Origin of the sequence: Gemmata obscuriglobus, from assembly GCF_008065095.1 — a bacterium.
GTDB lineage: Bacteria > Planctomycetota > Planctomycetia > Gemmatales > Gemmataceae > Gemmata > Gemmata obscuriglobus.
On sequence record NZ_CP042911.1, the window covers coordinates 6,250,222 to 6,271,212 of the forward strand.

18 protein-coding genes are annotated in these 20,991 nt (G+C 66.0%); 10 read left to right on the plus strand and 8 right to left on the minus strand.

What is annotated here, in order from left to right:
• Positions 1 to 114 precede the first annotated feature (114 nt).
• The 4 genes from GobsT_RS26175 to GobsT_RS26190 all read left to right on the plus strand — a co-directional run bounded on the left by GobsT_RS26175 (position 115) and on the right by GobsT_RS26190 (position 3,305).
• Positions 115 to 939, plus strand: a complete 825-nt coding sequence (locus GobsT_RS26175) for a PSP1 domain-containing protein (RefSeq protein WP_010037448.1) — start codon at positions 115 to 117, stop codon at positions 937 to 939.
• A gap of 122 nt (positions 940 to 1,061) precedes the next feature.
• The gene (locus GobsT_RS26180; protein WP_010037446.1) at positions 1,062 to 1,475 is read left to right on the plus strand and encodes a Minf_1886 family protein; all 414 of its coding nucleotides are present in this window, start codon (positions 1,062 to 1,064) and stop codon (positions 1,473 to 1,475) included.
• Complete coding sequence (locus GobsT_RS26185) at positions 1,472 to 2,050, plus strand: hypothetical protein (RefSeq protein ID WP_010037444.1); 579 nt, start codon at positions 1,472 to 1,474, stop codon at positions 2,048 to 2,050. The genes GobsT_RS26180 and GobsT_RS26185 overlap by 4 nt, the downstream gene beginning before the upstream one ends.
• A 424-nt stretch (positions 2,051 to 2,474) precedes the next feature.
• Entirely contained in the window at positions 2,475 to 3,305 is an 831-nt protein-coding gene (locus GobsT_RS26190; protein ID WP_010037443.1) for a hypothetical protein, read from the plus strand.
• A gap of 107 nt (positions 3,306 to 3,412) precedes the next feature.
• On the opposite strand, the gene GobsT_RS26195 is transcribed toward GobsT_RS26190, so the two are convergent.
• Together GobsT_RS26195 and GobsT_RS26200 are read right to left on the minus strand one after the other, a co-directional pair.
• The gene (locus GobsT_RS26195) at positions 3,413 to 4,873 is read right to left on the minus strand and encodes an ATP-binding cassette domain-containing protein (protein ID WP_010037442.1); all 1,461 of its coding nucleotides are present in this window, start codon (positions 4,871 to 4,873) and stop codon (positions 3,413 to 3,415) included.
• 24 nt (positions 4,874 to 4,897) lie between these two features.
• Positions 4,898 to 5,353, minus strand: a complete 456-nt coding sequence (locus GobsT_RS26200; RefSeq protein ID WP_010037441.1) for a hypothetical protein — start codon at positions 5,351 to 5,353, stop codon at positions 4,898 to 4,900.
• Positions 5,354 to 5,684: 331 nt separating this feature from the next.
• Between GobsT_RS26200 and GobsT_RS26205 the strand changes: the two genes are divergently transcribed.
• The 3 genes from GobsT_RS26205 (at position 5,685) to GobsT_RS26215 (ending at position 12,193) form a co-directional block, all read left to right on the plus strand.
• Positions 5,685 to 7,640, plus strand: a complete 1,956-nt coding sequence (locus tag GobsT_RS26205) for an FG-GAP-like repeat-containing protein (RefSeq protein WP_010037439.1) — start codon at positions 5,685 to 5,687, stop codon at positions 7,638 to 7,640.
• A gap of 915 nt (positions 7,641 to 8,555) precedes the next feature.
• The gene (locus tag GobsT_RS26210; RefSeq protein ID WP_010037435.1) at positions 8,556 to 10,352 is read left to right on the plus strand and encodes a M6 family metalloprotease domain-containing protein; all 1,797 of its coding nucleotides are present in this window, start codon (positions 8,556 to 8,558) and stop codon (positions 10,350 to 10,352) included.
• Positions 10,353 to 10,399: 47 nt separating this feature from the next.
• Complete coding sequence (locus tag GobsT_RS26215) at positions 10,400 to 12,193, plus strand: PDZ domain-containing protein (protein WP_010037431.1); 1,794 nt, start codon at positions 10,400 to 10,402, stop codon at positions 12,191 to 12,193.
• Positions 12,194 to 12,278: 85 nt separating this feature from the next.
• Here the strand turns inward: GobsT_RS26215 and hemC are convergent, their stop codons facing one another.
• The 4 genes from hemC to GobsT_RS26235 form a co-directional block, all read right to left on the minus strand.
• Positions 12,279 to 13,196, minus strand: coding sequence for a hydroxymethylbilane synthase (hemC, locus tag GobsT_RS26220; protein WP_109570867.1), 918 nt, complete (start codon positions 13,194 to 13,196; stop codon positions 12,279 to 12,281).
• Positions 13,196 to 13,660: an HIT family protein gene (locus tag GobsT_RS26225; protein ID WP_010045876.1), complete on the minus strand. Its 465-nt coding sequence runs from the start codon at positions 13,658 to 13,660 to the stop codon at positions 13,196 to 13,198. The genes hemC and GobsT_RS26225 overlap by 1 nt, the downstream gene beginning before the upstream one ends.
• Positions 13,661 to 13,768: 108 nt before the next feature.
• Positions 13,769 to 14,869: a hypothetical protein gene (locus GobsT_RS26230; protein WP_148087879.1), complete on the minus strand. Its 1,101-nt coding sequence runs from the start codon at positions 14,867 to 14,869 to the stop codon at positions 13,769 to 13,771.
• Positions 14,870 to 14,926: 57 nt separating this feature from the next.
• A complete protein-coding gene (locus GobsT_RS26235) occupies positions 14,927 to 15,499 on the minus strand; it encodes a hypothetical protein (protein ID WP_010045872.1) in 573 nt (190 codons plus the stop codon).
• Positions 15,500 to 15,715: 216 nt separating this feature from the next.
• Here GobsT_RS26235 and hslV point away from each other — a divergent pair, with 216 nt between their 5' ends.
• Positions 15,716 to 16,252 (plus strand): ATP-dependent protease subunit HslV, encoded by a 537-nt coding sequence (gene hslV, locus GobsT_RS26240; RefSeq protein WP_010045870.1) that lies wholly within the window; start codon positions 15,716 to 15,718, stop codon positions 16,250 to 16,252.
• A gap of 33 nt (positions 16,253 to 16,285) precedes the next feature.
• Entirely contained in the window at positions 16,286 to 17,620 is a 1,335-nt protein-coding gene (gene hslU / locus GobsT_RS26245) for an ATP-dependent protease ATPase subunit HslU (protein WP_010045867.1), read from the plus strand.
• Positions 17,621 to 17,781: 161 nt separating this feature from the next.
• Here the strand turns inward: hslU and dapA are convergent, their stop codons facing one another.
• Together dapA and GobsT_RS26255 are read right to left on the minus strand one after the other, a co-directional pair.
• Complete coding sequence (dapA, locus tag GobsT_RS26250) at positions 17,782 to 18,666, minus strand: 4-hydroxy-tetrahydrodipicolinate synthase (protein WP_010045864.1); 885 nt, start codon at positions 18,664 to 18,666, stop codon at positions 17,782 to 17,784.
• A 51-nt stretch (positions 18,667 to 18,717) separates the two neighbouring features.
• Positions 18,718 to 20,358, minus strand: a complete 1,641-nt coding sequence (locus GobsT_RS26255) for a sialate O-acetylesterase (protein ID WP_010045862.1) — start codon at positions 20,356 to 20,358, stop codon at positions 18,718 to 18,720.
• Between the two features lie 167 nt (positions 20,359 to 20,525).
• Here GobsT_RS26255 and GobsT_RS38980 point away from each other — a divergent pair, with 167 nt between their 5' ends.
• Complete coding sequence (locus GobsT_RS38980; protein ID WP_010045857.1) at positions 20,526 to 20,915, plus strand: hypothetical protein; 390 nt, start codon at positions 20,526 to 20,528, stop codon at positions 20,913 to 20,915.
• Positions 20,916 to 20,991: the final 76 nt, after the last annotated feature.

Here is a 20,991-nt window from a genome sequence, read left to right on the forward strand (position 1 = left end):
TGTTCGGCTTCCTCGGCGGGGTGACGTTGTGCGTTAGTGTGTGGCGCGAGCGAAAGGCGCGGGGCGCCGAATGATCGCGTTGTAACTTCGGCCGCTCTTCGCGAAGATGGTGGTATGAGCACGGCCCCGATAGCCCCGAACTCGTTCCTGGTCCGCCACGGTTCGATGCGGTTCATCGGCGCGTTCGCCGCGCCGCCGAACATCGCCGTCACGCGCGGGGACGTGGCGATCATCCGCACCGAACGCGGGTTGGAGTACGGCGAGGTGCTGTGCCCGGCCACGCCCCAAACCGTCGCCGCCATCCCCGAGCCGACCCGCGGAGAACTCGCGCGCGTCGCCACCGCGGCGGACCGGGCGAAGATCGCGGACCTGGCGGTCAAGCACAAGCAGCAGTACGCGACCGGCACGAAGCTGGTCGCGCAGCACCGGCTCGCGATGCAGATCGTGGACGTGGAGTTCCTCTTCGGCGGCGAGCGGCTGGTGTTTTACTTCCTCGCCGAGGGGCGGGTGGACTTTCGCGAGCTGGTCAAAAGCATGGCCCGCGAGTTCCACACCCGGATCGAGTTGCGCCAGATCGGCGTCCGCGACGAGGCCAAGCTGCTCGCGGACTACGGCGACTGCGGCAAGCCGGTGTGCTGCAACTCGCACATGGTGGTGATGCCGCCGGTCAGCATGCGGATGGCGAAGCTCCAGAAGTCGACCCTCGACCCGACCAAGATCTCGGGCCGGTGCGGGCGGCTGAAGTGCTGCCTCCGGTTCGAGCAGGACGTGTACGAGGAGTTCCAGCAGGAGCTGCCGCCGGTCGGCTCGCGGGTGGTGACCGAGAAGGGTCAGGGCAAGGTGCTCGCGCACGAGGTGCTCGCCCGCCGGCTGCTCGTCGAGTTCGAGGACGGGCGCCGGCTGCCGGTCGCGCTCGCCGAGGTGCTCACCCGGCTGTGACGCCCGGCGCGAGCGCCGCGGGAACAAATTGCGGGCCTCGGGATCAGACCGGTGTCGCGCACCGGGCGGGGCGGTTCGGGTACGATTTCAAGGGTAGTTGAGAGTTGTCAGCAGGAGACGCCGTGGACCCACGGATACTGGAGCTGTGCCGCGAAGACTCACGGTTCGCCTACGAGGCGTACGAGTTCGTGTCGGAGGCGGTGACGTTCACCCAGGGGCGGCTGGGCCGCACCCCCGCGGACCGCGGGGACGACGGCGACGACCGGCACGTGAGCGGGGCGGAGCTGCTCAACGGGGCGTGCGAACTCGCGGTCCGCGAGTTCGGCATGATGGCCCCGGTCGTGTTCAAACAGTGGGGCCTGAAGACGACGGACCACGTCGGTGAGATCGTCTTCAAACTCATCAAGGTGAAGCTGCTGAGCAAGTCCGACCGCGACGACCCGGTCGACTTCAGTGACCTGTTCGACCTGCACGAGGCGCTGCGGAACGGGTTCGAACTGACGCTCCGCGACACCGCCAGGAAGGGGGACCGATGAGCGACGTTCAACTGGCTCCGGGCGCACGTTCGGCGCCGCGCCCGAAGGGCGGCCGGGCGCTCGTGGCGGTCACGGCCGTGCTGTTCGTCGGCTGGCTGTGCTGGCTCGGCTACACGGCGCTGACCCGGAGCCACTCGCCTTACATTTCGCGCGCGCAGGCCGCGGGCGCGAGCGTGGCGGTCGTTGCGGAACTGACCGCAGGCGCGGACGGCCGGATCGTCGTGCTGACACGCCCCGGCCGCGTCGCCGACGCGGCGGACCTCAAGGAGGCGGCCGACCGGCCCGCTGTCAAGGTATCCGTTGTGGAGTCCTGGAAGGGCGGGCCGGAGAAGGGCGCATCGATCGGTGTCACGAACCTCTCGGCTTGTTCGGGTTACACCGGGCCGGGAACGTACCTCCTGCTGCTCAGCCCGGTTCCGGACGCGGTCGTTGAGAACCTGCCCGCGTACACCGTGGCCGGGGCACAGCGGTCGCCGGGGAGTGACCCGCCGGAAGCCGCGGCGCTCCGCATTTACCCCTGGACCGAGCAGACCTCCGCGGATTTGCGGAAACAGGTTGAAGTGCTGTTCCGGTAAACCTGTCGCGCCGGCGGGAGCTGTCCCGCCGGTGGCGTGCATCTCGTTTTGCCACTTCTGTGTCAGTGACTCTGCCCTTCGCTCGCCGACAGCGGTTTTGCCGCGGCGGACGAGCCCGTCGAAATGTTGTCGCCGATCGTCAGCACGAAAAAGACCGAGAACGGGGTCTGCCATTACGAGAACCGCGCACACCGGTCCGAGTGCTGCTCATCACCGACGGTGCCGTCTGGGCGTTTAACCGCTTGTACGGCCAGGGTATAGTGACGGCCGCGGTGGGAAGCCCGCTGCTCGCGGCGTACCTCGTCCACGAACGGTTGCACTGGCCTAAACGGCCCTGTGCATTATCCGCGGTTCGACTTGAAACCGCCCCTGTCGGTCGCGTCTAATGCCGGCGAGGATTGTTCAGCGTCAGGGAGGACGCGCCGTGCCAGCCGAACTCATCGACCGCCTTGGCAGTTTGCAGCCCGTCATCACGCCGGTTGCGACGGAACCGGCGTTCGCGGCCCGGGCGCGCCTCGTGTGCTTGCGCGACGCCCTCGCCCGGACCGCTTCGCAGCTCACACCGGCCCGGTGGAACGAGCCGGCGGTGTTTTTCTTCGACCCGCAGCGACAGGCCGAACTCGAGTTGGCACGCGGACCCGCGCCGGACCGCTTCGGCGCTCTGACCGCCCACATTTGCGCCGAGCTGACGGAGCTGATCGAGTCCGTTGAAGTGCGCCGGGTGGCCCGCACGATCGACGGGCTTCACCAGGCTTCGCGCGACCTGGCTCTGCACTGTCCGGCCGCGGGGGACTTGGCCGACCTTTTGGCGGTTCCAGACGACGAGGTGTTTCTTGCGCTCGCGCCGGCCGCGCGCACGGGAGTGCGGTTGCACGTCCGCGGAGCCGCAACCGTCGGGCAGTTCCACGAGTTGCTCGCCCCGACCCAACACGACGGGTTCCAGCTTTTCGCCCCGAACGCACTGCGCGCCGATTGCACACTGCCCGGCGGGTTGACCGGGTGCGGCCACTGGCTCTGGCCCAACCAACCCCTCTCGGTGGTGCCGCGCGCCGGCGGTGAACGCATCGTTCTGGTCGGGCCAGCCGTACTCGCGCCCGTGGCGGCCGAGCCCCGGTTCTCGGGGCTGCGTGCCGTGGCCGACATGGTACACGTGCTGAACCCGTTTCAGGTGACGGACGCGCTGTCACGGCTGGCCGGGCGCCCGGTTGCGGGGAGCCGGATGCCCGACGTGTTCCCGGTTGTACGGGCGGCGTGACCACGTTCGCTGAAGTGTGAGCCAGAGGTCCGGTTCGGGTCCTGGCCTTTGGGGTGGTCGATCCGACCGCGTGTTTCGCCGGGCCACGGGTTCGGCGGAGCCGAGCACTACACTACACGACCCTTCGACAACCGGAGCGTCTGGGACACCGTGCCGGGGAGTTCGGACAGCTCATGCGTAACAAACAGTAGCGTCTGATCCGGCCCGATTTCCGTTTCCAGCCAAGTGCGGCAGCGTTCCGTTGACTCCGGGGACAACCCCTGAAACGGTTCGTCCAGGATCACGAGCGGCGGGCGCTTCACCAGCGCCCGGGCGAGCAGCACCAGGCGCTGTTCGCCCGTCGAGAGCGCTTTGAACGCGCGGGCAGCGAGGTGGCTGATTCCGAGCGCCGCGAACAGTTCGCGAACTCGCCCGTCCTGCTCCGGGGTGGTGTCATGATCGGTGACGCCGTCGAAGAAGCCGGTCGCGGCGGCACGCAGGGCGGTCAGCGGCTCGGTGAAATACAGGTGGAACTCCGGGGACAGCAGCCCCACGTTCCGCTTCACGTCCCAGATCGTTTCACCGGTCCCGCGGCGCCGGCCGAACAGTTTGATGTCGTTCGAGTAAGCCTGCGGGTGGTCGCCGCAGAGGAGACTCAAGAGCGTCGTTTTGCCGCTGCCGTTCGGCCCCAACAGCGCCCACCGCTCGCCCCGTCGAACGGTCCAGGAAACGCGATCGAGGATCGCGTTTCCGGAGTGCGAAACGGTCACGTCGCGCAGCTCGATGATCGGTTCGTCGCCCCCGCCGGGCGGGCGGGACGCGTGAGCATCCCGGTGTGCCGCGGGTGCCTCGCTTTGTAACCCGCTGCTCCTTGGTGCGTCCTCGGCACCCGTGCGACTCCCACCGGCGAGCCGGGGAAGTTCGAGTACGTTCGTCACCCACTCGGGAACCGCGTCGGCGCGACAAATCAGCACGAGCCGTTTGCCGTCATCGACGAGTTCGTGCAGCAGCGCGGCGAGGTCGATGCGGGCTTGCGCGTCCAACCCGATGAACGGGTCATCGAGAACGAGAACTTCCGGACGCGCGAGCATCGCCCGGGCCAACCGCGCCCGACGGGTCTGGCCGTTCGAGAGCGTCATGAACGACTGCGCGCGCCGGTCGCCGATGCCGAACCGCGCGCACACCGCCGCGAGGTCGGAGTCGCTGGCGCCGGTCCCGGTGCGCAAGAACCGTTCGAGCGACAACGGTTCGTCACTGTCGGCGAACTCGAACCGCTGCTGGTAATAGTGACCGGCGTAGGAAAACAGCCGGGAGTTCTCCCGGAACGTGACGTGCGCCACGACCTGCGACGGGTAGTCGACCCGCCGGCCGGCGGCGCGGAGCCGGTCGAACAGGGGCCAGGTGAGCGCGCCGCCGTTCAGCGGGTGCCGCCCCAAAAGGGCCTCCGCGAGCGTGGTTTTGCCGCTCCCGGTCGGGCCGACCACGGCCCACGCTTCGCCCTCACGCACCACCCAGTCGAAGTCACGCAGGACGGCCTCACCGCCGCGAACGACGGTCGCGCCCTTGAGTTCAAAAATGCTCGGACTCATCCTTCCGGTATAGAACCGCGCGGTTCACAGTACCAGCCGCCCCTCCGGGTCGGCGGCCTTCGTGCTCGCTTGTGAGAAGACGAGCCGACCGAGCGTCAGGTGGAACGACATTTTCGGCGCCCCGTCGAACCCCAGCCGGGCGCGCAGCTCGGCCAGTTCCGGCGACCACACGTCGAGCCAAGCGTGCCGTCCGTTATCCCACCGAACGACGTTCGAGTAGTGGAACGTCACCGGCCCCGGGTCGTACCCCCACGATTCACGCACCGGCGGTTCGATTCCCTTCACCACACTCACATGCGGTCCGAACGTCGAGCCTTTGTGAAGCGCGATCCCGTACCGCAACAGCAGCCACGCGTAGTAATCGACGATGCCACGGTCGCACAGCAGTATCAGCCACCACGGGTCGAAGGCACGAGTGCCAAGTCCCGGATCGTACAGTACGTGCCCGGTCGATTCGTGTGGAAAGTCGATCGCGTCCATCAGTGAACTCCCGGCAATTTTTCTTAGACACCTTTTTCTCCGCCGGGTCCACAACATTTATGCTGTCGCATGAATTGTCGCTAACTTTGTATCCTTTTCCTAACCCTTTACAGCACAAGTAGTTTACCAAATCCAGCAAAAGCTACGCAATCGACATAATTGCTACAACTGAAACACTGGCTTCAGCGCGCACAACCCTTTCGACCTGATCTTGTCGCACTGCCGGAAAAAATTACATACTCTTGGAAACCGGCAACCTCGCCGCAAGCGCCACAACCTCGCTACGGGATCCCTAATGCGGACCTTGGACCCTCGTGCGCAGCGCACGGGCATGATGCCCCGTGGCCCGGTTCTTCGACTCGAGACCCTGGAGCAGCGTGACGTACCCGCCATCACGATTCAGATCGATTACACCTACGACACCGGGTTCTTTGCGAACCGGCCCGACGCCCGCGCCGCGGTCGAGCGGGCGGCGAACGAACTCGGCAGCGCGTTAACCGCGACCCTCGGGGCGATCACCCCGACGCTCGGGAACACGTGGACCGCCACGATGTTCAACCCGAGCGGGTCGGGTGAGCTGTCGCTTCCGAACCTGTCAGTCGGCGCCAACACGCTCAAGGTGTTCGTCGGCGCCAAGGCGATGAGCAACAACGAGCAGGGGGTCGGCGGACCGGGCGGGTACTCGGTGTCCGGCAGCAGCGCGTGGATCAGCACGGTGCAGAGCCGGAACCACGCCGGGTTCGCCCCGTGGGGCGGCAGTTTGTCGTTCGACAGCGGCGCGGACTGGTCCTTCACGTCCAGCGCCAACGGGATCGGAACGAACAAGATCGACTTCTATTCCGTGGCGCTGCACGAACTGGGGCACCTGCTCGGGATCGGCACCGCCCCGCAGTGGAACAGTCTGGTGCGCAACGGCACCTTCACCGGTACGGCCGCGCAGTCGCTGTACGGCGGTCCGGTGCCGCTGACCGGCGACGCCACGCACTGGGCCGACGGCGTTACGATCGGCGGCCAGGCCGTGGCGCTGGACCCGATCATGCCCCGCGGGACCCGCGTCTCTTGGAGCACCCTGGACACCGCGGCGCTCCGCGACCTCGGCTGGTTCACCGTCGACTCCGGCCCCACGACGCCGATCACCACAGTGCCGCTCGGTAACCAGAAATCGGTCGCCTTCACCGGCGGCACGAACGGCACCGTCTCACTCTTCACGGCGTCCAACGGCGTACTGGTCGACACCGGCACGCGGCTCACCCCATTTGCGGGGTACGCCGGTGCGGTGCGGGTCGCGAGCGGGGACTTTAACGGCGACGGGGTCACCGACTACGCGTTCACAACAGGCGCCGGGCCGCAAGCCGTTGTTCAGATCGTGAACGGTCGCGACGGCTCGCTCCTCGTGGGGCAACGGGTCGTGTTCCCGGGGTTCCGGGGCGGGCTGTTCCTGGCGGCGGCGGACATCGACCGCGACGGGGCCGATGACCTCGTGATCTCTGCGGACGCCGGGGCTGGCCCGCACATCCAGACGTTCCGGGTGGTGGGCGGTGATCTGGTCGTGCAGTCCAGCTTTTTCGCGTTCGACAATCCGGCATACCGGGGCGGCGCTCGAGTGGCCGCGGGCGACATCAACAACGACGGGTACGCGGACGTGGTGGTGACGACCGGCGGGTTGGCCGAAGGGCGTGTCGCGGTTTACAGCGGCGCGAGCCTGCGGAACGGAGCGGCGGCCCGACTGGTGCCGGACTTCATCCCGTTCAAAGGGCTGTGGGCCGGGCTGAACGTCGCCGTGGGCGACATGAACGGTGACGGGTACGCAGAACTGGCAATCAGCCCGGACCGCGGCGCTCCCGCGCACGTGCTGATCTGGTCCGGGTACACTCTTGCCCGGAACTCGGGCACCCAGGCCAGTGCCTTACCGGTAATCGCGAGCTTCTACGGCCTGCCCTCCAGCGACCATTCTGGCGGTCGGCTCGCGCTCCGCGACACGAACGGGGACGGCCGGTCGGAACTGTTCGTGGCGAGCGGGAATCCGCAGAACTCCATTGCCGCGACTTACACCTACGAAATGGCGATTGCGGGCGGTCAAGGGGCGACGCCCGCGACACCCTTCAACACACTGGTGACCTACGACGGTGTGTACGCCGGACTCCATACCACTGACGACGCGACGGAAACGGTCACGGTGGCACCGGTGGAACGCAAGAAATGTACGTGCCACGCGTGTACCGCACTGGCGCAACTGATCGCAACCGCGACTGGCGCCGAGGCACTCGTTGAAACGATTCCCGTGTGAGGTTAGGTGAACTTGAAGTGTAGCGTCGCGGGTCGCTTCAGCCGGCTGAAGCGGCCCGCGGCGATGCCGATAGTGATCCGTTGGTTGACCCGGCCGGCCGCAACAAGCAGGTTCCGGTCGTTTCCAGTTCGCGCGGCTTTGGCGATCAGGTGAGGGACGCATACACGCGACCAAATGGAAACGGCTGGATTCTGATGCCCCACATTCGCCTCAATCGGAAGCGAACGCGGGCCGCGCGTGCTTTAATCACACTCGCGTATCCGATTGTCTTCACGAGGCCGGGGCCATTTCGAGCCCGCGAAGCTGACCCGGTTCGATTCGCAACTGAACCTCCGCTGCGCCCCAACTTTCCCACCATTTCAGGATCAGTGGGCGATCCCGGTGCTCCGGGTGGGTGTCAAGGAAGTCGGCCGCAAGGCGTTCGGGCTCGGTTTCCGAACAGTACCAGTGGTCGGCACGAGACAGCGGCCACCAGAGCGGACCTTCGGTTTCGGGCTGGCAAGTCCAGGGCATAAACTCTCCACAAGGGGGGGCGGTTCGGCCCGGAAAGGAGAGTGGCATCCGGGCGAAGACGCGCGTGGCAAGTAGTGTGATGGTAAACGCTAGTGGTATCGTGTCAATTGCCAGAAAGTAGTTTTACGTCTAACCCTGACTCTTCGTGTAAACCTTTCTTTACACACGCCTGCCGAGGTGACAAACGTCCATCTTGCCAGTGGCTTCCGCCGGCATGTGGCCACTGAGCGGTGCAGATCGGCATCAAAGCGACCGTGGTATCGCGGCATGCCGCAACAGCCGGGGCTGTACGAATTCTCATACTTTTTTCCGGAGTATGAGGTGTCCGATCTCAGTACGCTCTCATTCACCACATTGCCCACCTCTCCGGGGCAACCGACGAGCTATTCCCGAGTCACACGTATGCTCGCGCTTCGCTTTGCGGCGCTCGGCTTGGCCGCACTCCTTGCTGCACCGATCCTTGCCGCCGACCCGGACCTGACCGGCTATCGGACGCTCGAAAAAGCGGTCGTAGCCCCGCCGGGTCGGTTCAAGGCCGCGGAGGCCGGAGCCGATCCCGCTTTCCTCGGCCTGTCGCTCGCGGCCGACGCGAAGGGGCGGTTGACCGTTGAGTACACGGCCGACAACTCGCCCGCCGCCCGCGCCGGCGTGAAGTCCGGGGACGTGCTGTCGGGGGCCGATAGTGCGACCTTCGCCAGCCAGGACGCGTTCCGCGCGTGGCTCGCCGGCAAGGCGCCCGGTGACCGCGCCCGGCTCGCGCTGCTGCGCGACGGGAAGGCGGTCGAGGCCACCGCGACGCTCGTCCCGGTCAGCCGCCCGACCTCGAACGCCAAAGCCTCCCTCGGCATTCAGGTGTCGGCCGCGAAGGGGGGCGGGGTGACGATCGAGCAGGTCGCCGCCGGATCGCCGGCCGCCCGTGCCAAACTGAAAACGGGTGAGGTGGTGCTGGCGGTCGATCAGACGGAACTGACCGCCCCGGAGAAGTTGCGCGAGGCGCTCGCCGCCAAACGTCCGGGCGATCCCGTCGTCCTCACGCTGCTCCTGGCCGATAAGCGCGTCGAACTGCAAGTGACGCTCGGCGCGGAAGCGCCCGAGGAGCGGCGCGGCGGCGGGTGGGACGCGCGGCCCGGCGGGTACTGGACGAAAGAAAAGTACACGGTTGCGATCATCGGGGTCGAGTACCCGGACGTGAAGCACAACGCGGTCATCACGCCCAAGGCCTGGGAAGAGTCGATGTTCGGCACCAAGTACACCAAATCGGTGACCGGCCAGACCGCCTACGGCAGCATGAAGGAGTACTACGACGAGCAGTCGTACGGCAAGCTGTCGGTGGTGGGTAAGGCGTTCGACTACGTCGAGGTTAGCAAGAAGCGGGCCGATTACGACAGCGGCCCGCGGATGGCCCTGCTGACCGAGGCGATGGACAAACTGCTCGCCCGCGAGGGCAAAGACGCGCTCAAGGACTTCGACGGCGTGTTCTTCATCTACGCCGGGGAGCGCTTCCCCGCCGCCCGCGGCAGCCTGTACTGGCCGCACCGCGCCAGCATCCGGCACGGCGGCAAGAACTGGCCGTACTTCATCTGCCCCGAGGGCGGCGCGCGGATGGGTAACATCAGCGTGTTCTGCCACGAGTTCGGGCACATGCTCGGGATGCCGGACCTGTACGCCCGGCCGGAGAACCCCGGGATGGAAGGGGCCGGCATCTGGTGCGCGATGGCCAACCAGGCCGGCGCCGGGCGCCCGCAGCACTTCAGCGCGTGGTGCAAAGAGCGGCTCGGGTGGATCAAGCCGACGGTGGTCGACCCGTCGGTGAAACAGAAGCTGATCCTGGCGCCGATCGAGGACTCGAAGGAGTGTCTCAAAATCCCGGTTCGGGCGGACGGGAGCGAGTACTACCTGCTGGAGAACCGCAAGAAAACCGGGTTCGATACGAGCCTGCCGGCGGAGGGACTTTTGATCTGGCGCGTGATCGGCGGGCGCCCCGTGCTGCAAGAGTCGCACGGGGTAGCCGGGCCGGCCGGGCCGGGGTCCTTCCTCTCGTCCGTTCCGTACCCGAGCACAGCAAACGACGCGTTCACCCCGTTCACAACGCCGTCGAGCCGGTCGCAACTGGGCGGCGGGCTACCGGTGTACGTCACCAACATCCGCCGCCTCGACGACGGCCGCATCACGCTTCAGATCGGGTACGAGTACCAGTGACCCTAACCGCCACCCACCCGGAACCGCACCACCGACGGAGCCCCATTGTGACCCGGATCTGCTTCGCGCTCCTCGCCTTCGGTCTGATGACCTCTACCGCCCGTCCGCAGCCCAAGCCTGCCGACGACGTGACGGGCTACCGGACGCTGGCGGAAGCGACAACCGCAAAAGTTGTCGCCCCGAAGGGCGGCCCCGGGCGCGTCCCGTACCTCGGCGCGGCGGTGGCCGCAGCGGCCGACGGTCGCGCGGTCGTCGAGGACGTACAACCGGGCTCGCCTGCCGCGAAAGCCGGGCTGAAGACCGGCGATGTCGTGGTCCGGGTCGGCGAGAACGCGGTCAAGACGCCACAGGCGTTCCGCGAGTGGCTCCAGAGCTACCGCGCCGGCGATGTCGTTACGCTTGGCGTGTCACGTGACGGCAAGACGACGGACCTGACGGCAACGCTCGCGGCCGTCAGCCGGCCGATGACGCGCGGCGGCGGCGCGGCCCCGATCGGGGTAACGCTCGTCGAGGACAAATCTGGCAAGGGCATCTTTGTGGAAACGGTCCAGAAGGACTCGCCGGCCGCGAGCAGCGGGCTCAAGGCCGGCGACCTCGTTCTGTCACTCGACGGGGCGGAGATGTCGCGGCCGTCGCGCCTGGGTGAGCTGATCGCCGAGCGCCGGGCCGGGGACGTGATCACGTTCGCCGTGACGCGCGACGGCAAGCCGGCTGAAGTGAAAGTGACCCTCGCCGCCGAACGGTCCCGCTCGGGTGCGGGCGTGACCGCCGTTTGGACCGGGCCGTCTCTGCGGTTAGCGGTTGTCTGCGTCGAGTTCGCAGACACCGCGCACAACGCGAAGATCACGCCCCGCGAACTCGACCGGGCGTTCTTCAGTCAGGACGGCCACACCGGGAAAGATGTGACCGGGAAGGACGTCCACGGGAGCTTGGGGGATTACTTCCGCGAGCAGTCGGCCGGCGCGTTCCGCCTTGAGGGCAAGGTGTTCGATTGGGTCGCCGTCGCGAAGAAACGGGGCGACTACATTCAGGGGTCCGGGACGAGCAACAAAACGGCCCTGCTGGCGGACGCGCTCGCGCTCCTGACCACCCGCGACGGTGACCGCGCCCTCGACGGGTTCGATGCCGTCGCGTTCGTCTACGCCGGCAGCCGCTACCGCACGAACCGCGGTGCGGTGTACTACCCGCACTCCGGGACGGTGTCGTTCAAGGGGAAGGCCCACCGCTACCTGATCGGCGAAGAAGGCGGCACGGCGCTGGCCCCGATCGGTACGTTCGTGAAGCCGCTGTGCGAACTGCTCGGCGTGCCCGACCTGGCCGCCCGGACCGAGAACATCGGGTCTGAGGGACTGGGGCCGTGGTGCGCGATGTCGAACACCTTTGAAACGGCCCGACCGCAGCACCTGTCGGCGTGGTGCAAGGAGCGGCTCGGGTGGCTCAAACCGGTGGTCGTGGACCCGACGGTCAAGCAAAAGCTTGTGCTCTCACCGCGGGAGTGCCTGAAGGTGCTGGTGCGCCCGGACGGGAGCGAGTACCTTTTGCTGGAATGCCGCACGAAGAAGGGGTTCGACACAGACCTGCCGGCCGAGGGGCTGCTGATCTGGCGGGTGGTTGACGGCCGACCGCTGCTCGAGGAAGCGCACGGAGTGGAAGGGCCGAGCGGGCCGACGTCCAGCTTGTCGGCGGTGCCGTACCCCAGCCCGGCCAACACCGCATTCACCCCGCTGACGACTCCGTCCAGCCGGTCGCCGCAGGGCGGCGGGCTACCGGTCCACATAACGAACATTCGACGCCTGACCGACGGTCGCGTCGCGTTCCAGATCGGGTACGAGTTCCGCTAACCTTTGGCGGGCGCCTTCAAGCAGGCATTGGCGGCACACCCTCAGTTGCGTCGCCAAAGCAGACGAAGTGTTGGGCGCGAAGACGTTACTTCGCGCCCAACACTTCGTCTGCGCCTTCGGCTAAAAGAATTCCCGCCAGTTCCTGACCAACCGAGAGCGGGGCGCGCATTAACCCCTCGTGCGTTCCGACGATGCGCCGGCGACCGTCGGGAGAAAGCACCGCACCTCGAACCGTCAGCACCCCGTCGAGTACCTTCGATGTGGCGCCAATGGGCACCAAGCACCCGCCGCCCAACGCGTACAGCATCGCACGTTCCGCTTGCACCCGCGCGAACGTCGATTCGCACCGCACCTGCGCGAGAACCAGCTTCGTCTCGCCGTCGTCGCTGCGGCACTCCAGGCCGATGGCCCCCTGTCCCACCGCGGGCAGCATCCAGCTCGGGTCTAGAATTTCGGTGATGCGGTCGGCGAGCCCCAGCCGCGCCAGCCCGGCCTCCGCTAGCACGATGGCGTCCAGGCCGAGGTCGTCGAGCTTCCTCAGCCGGGTGTCCACGTTCCCGCGCAGGTCCAGCAACTTCAGATCGGGGCGCCGGTTCAGTACCTGGGCGCGGCGGCGCAAGCTGCTGGTGCCGACCGTCGCCCCCGGGTGCAAATCGTCGAACCGCTTGTGCTTCCGCGAGACGAACGCGTCCCCGGTCGGCCCGCGGGGCGGCACCGCGGCCAGTTCCAGTCGTGGCTCGGGGATGGTCGGGAGGTCTTTGAGGCTGTGAACGGCCACGTCCGCGCGGCCGTCGAGCAGCGCGTTCTGAATAGCCTTGGTGAACACGCCGAACCCGCCCATCGCGGACAGCGCGGACGCCTGGTCGCGGTCCCCGTGTGTCTCGATCAGCACCAGCTCAACGGGGCGCGGAGCGACAACCGGCCGCAGCAGTTCCGCAATGTAATTCGCCTGCCACAGCGCGAGCGGGCTGCCGCGGGTGCCGAGCTTCAGCGGGGCAACCATTACGATTCCTTTCGCCGGGGCGCGTTGTTCGCGGTGAGCCACGCGCGGAGCCGCTCGCGCACTTCATCGGGTGGCGCGGTGCCCGTTTCGAGGCGGCGCTTCTCCGCAGCGTCGGTCTTCGCGCGCTCGAGCGCCAGCCACACGGGCTGAAGGCGCTCGGGATCGTCGGCCGACCGCGGGAAAATGTGCCAGTGGAGGTGCGGCACCACGTTCCCGAGCAACTCGTAATTGAGCTTGTGTGGCGCGAAGCACGATTCAATCGCCTCTGCGAGAATCGCCATTTCGCCCAGAAACGCAGCCCGGTCCGTTCCGAGGTGGCTCAACTCGGATGCGTGTGCGCGAGACGCGAGCAGGCAGTAGCCGGTGTAGAACTGCCACGGACCGACGAACGCGACCGAATGCGGGAAGTGCCACACCAGCGCCGAGCGGTCGTGCGCGCTGAGATCCGCGACCGTCGCGCACATCGGGCAAGCGGATTCTGTTCCCATTCGGTTATGGTAATCTGGGGCGGAAAAGAAGAAAGCCCCGGGCGGATACCCGGAGCTTTCAGTGTTCTGAACCGGGGCACGGGATCAGAAGTCGCCGCCGAAGTCACCACCGCCACCGCCGCCGTAATCACCGCCCCCACCGTAGTCGCCACCGCCACCGTAGTCACCGCCACCGCCGTAATCACCACCACTGCTGTAATCGCCGCCGGAGCCACCGTAATCGCCGTCGTCGTAGCTGCCACCGGCTCCCGCGTCACCACTGAAGTCGCCATCGCCGGCCGTGGCATCGCTGCCACTGTAGTCGGACGGGTTGTAGTCGGCCGCGGAAACGGTGTCGTAGTGGTGCGTGCCCCACATGCTGTCGTAGAGCCACATGCCGGCCATCACGCCGAACATCCCGCCGAAGAACGCGGTACCGAACCCGCCGCCCCCGCCGCCGTACGCCGGGCCGCCGTAGTACGCCGGAGCGGTCAGCGCCCGGATCAGTGCAACCGTAACCCAGATGGCGAGGAGCACGCACAGCCCCAAGCAGATCCAGCCCCCGATGCCCATGGTTCGCTTCGTGTTAGTGGTGGTTGTGGTCGCCGTCTTCGCCGGGCTGCCGGTCGTGCTGCTCGCGACAACGGTTCCCTTCAGGTCACTAACGACGTATTCGACGGCCGTGTTCAGAGCTTTATCGCGGATCGTAAACTGTTCGTTATCGGACTTGCCGTCCTTCTTCGCCGCCGCTGCGTCTTTAAACGCGCTCAAGAAGAGGTCGCGGAGCCGTTGCTCGTTGTCCGCGGTGAACCCGCGGTCCCGGGTGGTTTTGTCAGCAAGCACCTGAACGTAGCCTGGGCTGCGGCACACCAGCACGAACACGCCCTTCGCCTTATCCCCGGCCGCGATCTCTTTGGCCCAGCTCTCGAAGAACCGGGCGCGTTCCGCCTTATCTTCAGGGAGCTTTTTGTCGGCCGGAACGCCCGATCGCGTTTCGACCACCATCGTCAGCCCGTGATCGAACGTCGTGTTGCTCATCGCGGTCTTGGCGCGATCGACCCCATCGTTGGTGAACAGCGCACCGTCGTCGTAAACGCGTAACACGCCGGGCGAGCCGGCTTTGCCGGCCCACGCTGGTGTTGGCACCGCGAGCACGCCGCCGGCCATCAGGACGGCGGCTGTCGTCAAACTTGCCAAGCGGTTCATTGTTTCTCCCTGTGGTAGCGGGCGGGGCATGGCAACCGCCACACGAGCGTATCTATTCTACTTGATGGTTCCCTTCAGGACGCCCGAAACGTACTCGACCGCGTTCGACAGGCTCTTGTCCCGAATCTTAAACAACTCTTCGTCGGACTTGCCGTCCTTTTTGGCCGCCGCCGCGTACTTGAACGCGGTCGTAAACATGTCACGGAGCCGTTGCTCGTTCTCCACGGTGAACCCGCGGTCGCGGGTGGCTTTGTCCGCGAGCACCTGAACGTAGCCCGGGCTGCGGCACACGAGCACGTATACGCCCTTGGCTCGATCGCCGCTCGCGGCGGACTTCGCCCAGCTCTCGAAGAACTTGGGGCGCTCGCCGGGTTCGGCGGGCAACTTCCGGTCCTTCGGCACCGCGGCGTGCGTGTCGACGGTCAGCACCGTCTCGTGATCGAACACCGTCTTTCCCAACGCCACTTTGCCGCGATCAATGGCCGTTTCGGTGAACAGTGCGGCGCCGTCGTACACGTGCAGCACGCCGGGCTTCTTCTTCTGTGGCGCCGCGTCCACGCGGGGCGCGACAATCAGCCCTGCGGTCAGCACAGCAAGGACCGAGCCGAGTCCGACAATCGACCGAATCATTGGGGTGACCTCGGGTTCGCCGACCGGACCGCCGCTCTCGGCATTCTATCTCACGCGGAACCAGATACCGCCGCAAATCGTCCCTCGCTCCGCTCTCAGGGTTGTGTGGCACGGAGGCGTATCATACCTGAGTGCCTTTGCGAGGGAGAGGCCCGTTGCCGTCCGGTCGTGGCAGCGAGCCTGATAGGTATTCGCGGCCCCGGGAGCAATCTTAACGTGTCACGTATTCGCGCCACAACTATTCTTGCCGTCAGGACTTCGAACGGCGCCGCGATCGGGGGCGACGGTCAGGTCACGCTCGGCAACATCGTGATGAAGGCCGACGCCCGCAAGGTGCGCAAACTGTACGACGGTAAGGTGCTGGCCGGCTTCGCCGGCGCCGCCGCGGACGCGTTCAGCCTGCTCGACCGGTTCGAGCAGAAGCTGCGCGACTTCCAGGGGTCGGTGCCGAAAGCCGCAACCGAGCTGGCGAAGGAGTGGCGCACGGACCGCATCCTGCGGCGTTTGGAAGCGATGCTCGTGGTCCTCGACCGCGACAACCTGTTACTCGTGAGCGGAACGGGCGATGTTATCAGCCCGACCGACAACGTCCTGGCTATCGGCTCGGGCGGCCCCTACGCGCTGTCCGCCGCACGCGCGCTCATGCAGCACACGCAACTGAAACCTGCCGAGATCGTTCGCGCCGGGTTGGAGATCGCGGGCGACCTGTGCATCTACACGAACCGCAACATCGACGTTCAAGAACTCAGTTAAGCGAAGGTGGAAGGAACAGACGTGGCAGACTCGATGACACCCCGGCAGATCGTCGCCGAACTCGACAAGTACATCGTGGGCCAAGCGGCGGCGAAAAAGGCCGTCGCGGTCGCGATCCGCAACCGCTGGCGGCGGCAGCAACTCTCCGCGGAGTTGCGGCAGGACGTGACGCCCAAGAACATCATTCTGATCGGACCGACCGGCGTCGGCAAAACGGAAATCGCCCGCCGGCTCGCTTCGCTGGTCGGGGCGCCGTTCATCAAGGTCGAGGCCACCAAGTTCACCGAGGTGGGCTACGTCGGGCGCGACGTGGAGAGCATCATCCGCGATTTGACCGAGGCCGGAATCGGGCTCGTGAAGCAGGAGATGCGCGTCAAGGTGCGCGAGAAGGCACAAGAGAAGGTCACGGAGCGGCTGCTGGATCTCGTCGTTCCGTTGCCGAAGCGGACCGCCTGGGAGCCGGAACAGGAAAAAGAAGACGAGGAGCGCCGGCGGCGCACCCGCGAGAAGTTCCGGGCGAAGCTGGAAGCGGGCGAACTCGAAGACCACGTTGTAGAACTGACTGTTGAGCAAAAGGCCACTCCGGTGCAGATTTTCTCCAACCTGGGCATGGAGAACATGGACGTGGATCTGCAAGGCATGTTCGACAAGATGATGCCCAAGAACGCGCAGCCGCGGCAACTCCCGGTCAGGGACGCGCGCAAGGTGCTGCTGGAACAGGAAACCGAGTCGCTGATCGACCGCGCCGCGGTGGTGGAGCAGGCGATCGAGCGCGTGGAGAACCACGGGATCGTGTTCCTGGACGAGATCGACAAGGTGTGCGGGCCGTCGAACGGGCAAGGGCCGGACGTCTCGCGCCAGGGCGTTCAGCGCGACCTGCTGCCGGTGGTCGAGGGCACCACGGTCAACACCAAGCACGGCCCGGTAAAGACCGACCACATCTTGTTCATCGCCGCCGGCGCGTTCCACGTGTCCAAGCCCGCCGACCTGATGCCCGAACTTCAGGGCCGGTTCCCGATCCGCGTCGAACTCACCGACCTGACCAAGCCGGACTTCTTACGGGTGCTCACGGAGCCCAAGCACGCGCTCCCGAAGCAGTACGCGGAACTGCTCCGGACCGAGGGCGTCGAACTGGAGTTCACAACGGACGGGCTGGAGGCGCTGGCCGACATCGCGTTCGATGTGAACCGCGCGAACCAGAACATCGGCGCCCGCCGGCTGCACACGGTGATCGAGAAGGTGGTGGAGGAGGTCAGCTTTGAAGGCCCGGACCTGGATAACAAGCGGGTGGTGATCGACGGCCCGTTCGTGCGTAGCAAGCTCGGCCCGGTCATCCAGCGCGAAGACCTGAGTAAGTACATCCTGTAGGCCGCAAAAAGAAGCAAGAGGCAAAGATTGGCCACAAAAAAGCACAAAGAGCACAAAAGAAAACCAAGACAAGAACAGTGTTTTTGAAACAATCTGCTGTCTTTGTTTTTCTGCTTCCTTTTGTGCCCTTTGTGCTTTTTTGTGGCCAATCTTCTTCTGTCTCAAATCAGCCCAGCCTTTTCGAGAATCGCCTTCAGTTTGGCTTTCTGGGCGTCGCCGAACGGCAGGACCGGTGACCGCATCGGCCCGGCGCTGCGGCCCAGGAGCGTCATCGCCTCCTTCACTGCGCTGTTCCCCGTACCGAGGCTCATCGCCATCCGCACACCGTGGAGCCGCGACTGGAACGCCATCGCGCTTTCGATGTCGCCTCCCACAAACGACCTGTAGATCCCGACGCACAGCTCCGGCGCGATGTTGCACGACGCCGGAATGGCCCCATCGGCACCGGCTTGAAGCGCGGCGAGAATGAGGGTGTCGCGGCCGTTCAACACGCTGAACTTGCCCCGCGGCGTTTGGCGGATGATCTCGATCGTGTTTTGCAGGTCGCCGGACGAGTCCTTGATGCCGACGATGTTGGGCACCTCCGCGAGCCGAGCGACGGTTTCGGGCTCGATGCTCAGCCCGCCGCAGGTCGCCGGGTTGTTGTACAGCACGACTGGCAGCGACGTGCTCTCGGCGATACGGCGGAAGTGGTCGAACAGTTCGTTCTGGTTCGGTTTGATGAAATACGGCGTAATCACCGACACGCCTGCGGCCCCTTCCTTTTGAGCCATCCTCGTGAGCCGAACCACCTCGCGCGTGGTTTCCGCACCGGTCCCGGCGTACACCGGCGACCGCCCGCCCACGTGCCGGATCGCCTCCGCGACCACCGTTTGCTTTTCGGTTTCGTCGAGGGCATAGAACTCGCCGGTGGTGCCCAGCACGAAGACCCCGTCCACGCCCTTCGCGAGTACGTAATCGATATGGGTACGAAGGCCGGGAAGGTCGAGTTCCTGATCGGCGGTGAGCGGCGTAACGACGGGCGGAATGATGCCGCGAAGGCGCATGGGGGGGCTCCGAAAGTAGGTGCGGGCAGTGTACGCGGTCCGGCACGGGGTTCACTTCTTCTTGGGCGGCGCGTCCCAGATGGTTTGCATCAGCTCGTAAATCTCCGGCTCGCTTTCCTTCAATTCGGCCCGGTTGAAGGGGAAGAAGTCGTTCGCGCCGAAGTAGCTCTCCGTCATCTCTGCGAAGAACTCCATCGGGTTGGTCAGCGCGTAGTGCCGCACCCGCTCGCCGTTGTGCAACAGCGTCTTCTCCCCGCGCCCGCTCTTCTTGAACTTCTCATACGCCTCTTTCACGCGCGGGTGATCGAAGCCCAGAACCTGGTCGTGGTAGGCGTGCGCCAGTTCGTGCAGGATCACCCACGGTTGCTCCCGAACGTTGCGGCGGGTCACGATGTCGGCGGCGCGCGGCAGGTGGACGCACCGCGCGAGGTCGGCCGAGTACCCGTTCGCTTTTAGCCACCCGGCGCTCGGGTGGTACTGCATCGGCCCCAGGTTCCCGTGCGTGAGGTCGAGCACGATGGCCACCTCTTGCAGCTTCTTCACTTTGTCGGCCGGGATCACGATCTTGATGTCCGCGAGCTTGTTTTCGAGGAACCGGAGCGCCTTCGCACCCAGGTCGTCGTTCGGCGCCGTCAGGAGCCGGTCGTCGACTCGCACGGTCCAGCCTTCCACCGTTTTCATCGTGCGCGAAGTCGGCTTCGACGGCTCTTTCTTATCCTTCGGCTCCGGTTGCGGGGCGAGCAGCCTCACCATGCCCTGCCCGAGAGCGCCGCCGACCAGCACGCCGGTTTCGGCGTTCCCGAACTCGTGGTGCCCGTGCCCCGGGTTCGGCGACTCCTTCGCGGGGCGCACGAACGCGCGCGTCGAAACGAACGTCACATTACCCTTAAACTCCGGCCGCTCCGCCGCGGCGGCCTGCGCCTTCCGGAGGTCGCTCCAGGCGCCCGGCGCGTCCACCCACGGCCCGGTCAGCTCGCCGATCACGACCGGCAGCTTCGGCGCCTTCAGTTCCGTGCGCACGTCCTTGATGAGGTTGACGAGGTTCTGCTCGTACTCGGGAACCGCCTTCTTCGCATCGACTCCGTCGTTCCAGCCCTGATACCAGACGAAGCCCGCGAGTTCGTACCCCTGGTCAGCGTATTTGGGGAACTCGGCCTTCAGATTCGCCAGCGCCGCCCGCACGTCCGCGATCATCTTCGTGTAATACGGCCCCACCTCTCCGCCCGAACTCGGCGGCCGGAAGTCCTTGTACAGGCTCTTCCCGCCCCACGCGGTCTTGATCAGGAGCACTTGGTTCTCGAAGTGATCGCCCAGCACGTGCCCGAACTGTAGTTCCGGACCGAAGTGGTGCTTGTCGCCGTACACACTGAACCCCATTCCGAGCGGCCCGGCCAAGAGCGGTCCCCTCTCGCGCTGGTACCGCACCCACACGTCGTCACGCGTGCCCCAGTCGCCCCGGTCGTTCCGCAGGTGCCTCACCAGCTTCGCCCGGTCGGGGTCATCAAGGAGGGTCTTGAGCGTCCCCTTGCCGTCGTTGTAGTCCTTGCCGCTGAGGTCCGTTACCGAGTGCCCCTCCATGTTCGACTGGCCGGCAAGCACGAACACCTTCACCGGTTTGGTTGCGTCCCCGGCCCAGATGTTGGGTGGGCAAGCAAAGAGGATCAGCAGACATGCGAGGCGGGTTGCGCGCATGAGGACGGAACTCGTGAGGTGACCGGGGCGGGATGCCGACCGTTTTACCGCGCCGCCGGGTCGGTACGCAAGAATTCGTCTGACGGCTGTCTCCGGCACGTGCGGAACCCGTTTCGAGTGATGGGTTCACTTCGACTCGCTGCTTTTAAACACACCAGGAGAGCGCGATGAAGCGTGCGTTGTTCGGGCTGGCCGCATTTGTGGCAGGGGTGGCGCTGATGACTTCGTCGGCGGTGTCCCAGCCACCCGACGGCAAGGGCGGTAAGGGAGCGGGCAAGGGTGGCATGCGCGCCGGGTTCAAATTGGGCACCATTCTCCCCCCGTTCATGGTCGAAGAGCTGAAGCTGACCGACGAGCAGAAGACCCAACTGGCGGATCTCGAAAAGGACGTGAAAACGAAGCTCGACAAGCTCCTCACCGACGAGCAGAAGAAGTCGCTCGAGAACGCCCGTCCGGGCGGCGGCTTCCCGGGTGGGCAAGGCGGCGACAAGGGCGGCAAAGGCGGTGGCAAGGGCGGCGATAAGGGGGGTAAGGGCGATCGCCAGCCGGGTGAGTAACTCGCGTGCCAGGTGCGAGCGTGCCGCGCGTTGCCCATAAGTGAGCAACGCCGCGCTTCAAACTCGGCTGAATAGT